The following is a 3,480-nucleotide window of genomic DNA, read 5'->3' as shown; positions in this document are numbered from 1 at the left end:
GCTTGCGAAAGCCAACTTGCACGGGGCGAAGGATCAAAAAGTGCTCGCTGGCGGTGATAGGGAAAGTGTCGGCGCCGGCTTCACGGATTCAGGATACCAATTGGCTGAACATGATGTATCCCCGCCTATATCTTGCTCGTAACCTGTTACGTGAAGATGGGGTGATCTTTATTTCCATTGATGATCATGAGGTGGAAAACCTGCGCAGGATGTGTGATGAGATTTTTGGAGAGGAGAATCGAATTGCGTGTTTAGTTTGGGAAAAAAGCAGAAAAAATGATGCTAAGCTATTTTCCGTTGGGCACGAATATATGCTTGTTTATGCTAAAAACAACAGTGTACTTAAGGAAAAAAACATTATTTGGCGAGAAGAAAAGCCCGGTGCTAAAGAAATTTGGGATCAATATGTTTTGTTGCGAAAGCAATATGGCGACAGTGATGCTGCGATAGAAACTGACTTGCAGTCATGGTTTTCCCAATTGCCGAGGACGCATCCTTCTAAAAAGTGGAGTCGATACAAACGCATAGATAAGCACGGGCCTTGGCGTGACCGTGATATTTCATGGCCTGGAGGTGATGGCCCGAAATATGAAGTGATTCACCCTGTAACAAAATTGCCTTGTGCTATTCCTGAGAGAGGTTGGATATATTCTCATCCAGATGAAATGCAAAGGCAGATTAAAAAGGGGCTTGTTGAGTTTAGAAAAGATCACACTAAGCCTCCCTTCCGCAAAGCACACTTAAAGCCTATTGCTGAAGAGTTGGTTATTGCTGATTTTGATGAATACGAGGATGAAGATGGTAACGATAACGAGCAGTTAGCAACACAAGTGAGAGGGAGTTACATCTACAAGCAAAGCCAAGTTGCAGTTAAATATCTTCGAAACTTGATGGGGGTGAAATTATTTAACAACCCCAAAGATCACGTTGAGATTAAACGCCTTATTCAATATGCTTGTGGTTCAGAGGGCACTGTGTTGGACTTTTTTTCGGGTTCTGGCACAACCGGCGAGTCAGTGGCAGAACTTGCTTTGAAAGAAGAATTAAATATTAAATATATTTTAGTACAATTGCCAGAACCTAATTCCGAAAAAGAAAAAACGGGCAAAGAGGCCTTGAAGGCTGGGTACTCAACTATTGCAGATATATCCAAAAGTAGATTGTGCAAAATTTATTCTAAATTTGATATAGATTCCGTAAATAAAGGACATCAAGCGAAGAGAGGGTTTAAAGTTCTAAAGCTTGATAAAAGCAATTTCAAACTATGGCAAGCCCCTAGTAAAGATATTTCCGACGAAGAATTGCTCCACCAAATGGAGCTCAACGTTGATCATATAGACCCTAACGCTAGCCAGGAAGACCTGCTTTATGAGCTTTTGCTCAAGGCGGGCGTGATGCCGACGGAAAAGGTTGAGCAAATTGAACTTGCAAATCACACGCTGTTTTCAGTGGCTGATGACACTCTGTTAATTCATCTAGACGATGTTATCGACCAAGCGCTCATTGATGCCGTATTGGCGACAGCACCCAGCCAATTCATTTGTTTGGATAAAGCGTTCCATCGCAATGACCAGCTCAAAACGAACGCTGTTAAAACTTTTGCGGCGTTTAATCAAGGCAAAGAAAAAATCGATCAAATCGATTTTAAGACGGTATAAAGGGGATGAGTATGAAACTGAAATTCAACCCTGATCTGGATTATCAGCGGGATGCCATCGAATCTACCTTGGCAGTTTTTGATAATCTCTCTACGGCTGGTGAGCCCTACCGCAAGTTGGGCATCGCTAACACGTTAACGCTTAACCCTGACATGCTGCTAGAAAACCTGCATCGTGTGCAGGAGCATAATTTTATCGAGAAATCGAACAGCCTGCATGGAGCTGGAGATGATTATCCATTCCCAAATTTCTCCGTGGAAATGGAGACGGGTACGGGCAAAACGTATGTTTACCTGCGAAGTATTTTCGAGATGAACCAACAGCTTGGGCTGCGTAAGTTTATTATCGTTGTGCCATCGGTGGCTATCCGTGAAGGCGTGCTTTCTTCTCTTAAATTGATGAAAGCGCATTTTCGTAATTTGTATGACAATGTGCCGTTTGATCACTATGTATATAGCGCCAAAGACTTATCTAAAGTGCGGCAGTTTGCCACCGCTAATACGCTACAAATTATGGTGATTAATATCCAGGCTTTTCAGCGAGATGCTGGAGATGTGGAAAACTACGGCAACCTGACACAGGATCAGATCAAAAAGCTCTCGGTCATTCATCGGGAACAAGATCGTATGTCTGGAGCAAAGCCTATTGAGTTTATCCAAGATGTTAGACCAGTCCTTATTATTGATGAACCTCAATCGGTAGACAATACCGCTAAAGCGCGTCGCGCAGTCAATCACTTAAAGCCTCTTTTTGCACTACGCTACTCAGCGACCCACCGTAACCCCTACAACGTGATTTACCAGCTTGGCCCGGTTAAGGCTTATGATATGAAACTGGTAAAGCAAATTTCAGTGGCGTCAATCCAATCTCAAAGCAATGTTAATCAGACATACTTAAAGTTAAGTAAAATAGGTTATGTAGGCAAGGCCAAAACTCCTTCTGCTTCAGTTGTGATATTTGAAGACAAGCCCAATGGTACCAAAGAGAAGTCCGTCAAACTTAAGCAGGGTACGGATTTGTCTGACCATACTAATCGATCAGGCTATCAGGGATACGTGGTAAACGAAATCTATGCTGAGCTAGGCGCTGAGTACGTTCGTTTTGCCAATAACGTTATTCTAGAGCCAGAGCAGGAAAAAGACGGTATTCATGATAATGTCATTAAAGAGCAGATCCGTCAGACGGTAGAGGAGCACTTTAAGAAAGAGCGCAACCTGCAGAAGCAGGGTGTGAAAGTGAAGGTTCTTTCACTCTTTTTCATCGACAAGGTGGCAAACTATCGCTACTACGATGAGCATGGCAATGTCCAGAAAGGTAAGATCGCCCGCTGGTTTGAAGAAGCCTACAAAGAGTATGCCGCTAGTTCATTATTCAATGACCTGCCTAAGCGAGACGTAGAGCAAGTGCACAATGGCTATTTTGCTGAAGTCAAAAAGCGCGGCAAGGTGGTCGAGCTGAAGGATACAAGTGGCAACACGGCTAGCGATGCTGAAGTATACGAACTGATTATGAAACGCAAAGAATGGCTGTTGGATGACGCTGTACCGCTGCGGTTTATTTTTAGCCATTCCGCTCTTAAAGAGGGCTGGGATAACCCTAATGTATTTCAGATATGCTCTTTACGGGAATTCGGTAGTGAAAAGGAACGACGCCAAACCTTAGGGCGTGGCCTGCGCCTAGCGGTAGATGCTAATGGTGACCGCGTTTATGACCCCCAGGTGAATCGTCTAGAGTTATAGTCAAATCTGGTGGATGGCAGTCAGGCGGCAGTCCTGTCTGATTGATCGGTTACCTGCTCCCCATCCTGAAACCGGACGTTGTT

Annotated in this window: 2 protein-coding genes; both read left to right on the top strand. The window is 43.9% G+C overall.

The features are described from left to right. A partial coding sequence (locus tag ACQKE4_RS20345) for a site-specific DNA-methyltransferase (protein ID WP_427390050.1) occupies positions 1-1,658 on the top strand: 1,658 nt, incomplete at its 5' end. 11 nt (positions 1,659-1,669) lie between these two features. Further along, positions 1,670-3,397: a DEAD/DEAH box helicase family protein gene (locus ACQKE4_RS20340; protein WP_427390047.1), complete on the top strand. Its 1,728-nt coding sequence runs from the start codon at positions 1,670-1,672 to the stop codon at positions 3,395-3,397. Positions 3,398-3,480: the final 83 nt, after the last annotated feature.

This window comes from Halomonas sp. NPDC076908 (assembly GCF_050269715.1).
In the GTDB taxonomy this organism is placed as follows: Bacteria; Pseudomonadota; Gammaproteobacteria; order Pseudomonadales; family Halomonadaceae; genus Vreelandella.
The sequence above is the reverse complement of the archived record's forward strand: the minus strand, read 5'-3'. Positions and strand labels throughout refer to the sequence as shown.